This window comes from Microvirga sp. HBU67558 (assembly GCF_018069605.1).
GTDB lineage: Bacteria > Pseudomonadota > Alphaproteobacteria > Rhizobiales > Beijerinckiaceae > Microvirga > Microvirga terrae.
The window spans coordinates 1-233 of record NZ_JAGPUP010000010.1 but is presented as its reverse complement, the minus strand read 5'-3'; the positions used below and the strand labels follow the sequence as shown (position 1 = coordinate 233).

At 54.5% G+C, this 233-nt stretch carries 1 pseudogene; it reads left to right on the top strand.

The features are described 5' to 3' along the window. Positions 1–216 (top strand): annotated as a pseudogene (locus KBI52_RS00035) (adenylate/guanylate cyclase domain-containing protein); the annotation flags it as partial. Between the last annotated feature and the right edge of the window lie 17 nt (positions 217–233).

The window sequence follows — 233 nt, the reverse complement described above, 5'->3', positions numbered from 1 at the left end:
CTGGACTTCACGGTGGTTGGCCCCACAGTCAACCTCATCAGCCGATTGGAAGCGGTCGCCAAGAGCATGAGACAGGTTGCTGTGTGCTCGCGAGAGATGGCAGCGTACTTTCCTGCTGACACAATACAACCTCTCGGCAGTTTCGTCCTAGAAGGTATTCCGAACAAGCAGATGATCTTCGCTCTGGTGCCACCTTATGCGGAAGCCAAGGAATGATCGTCTCGTCTGTCCGT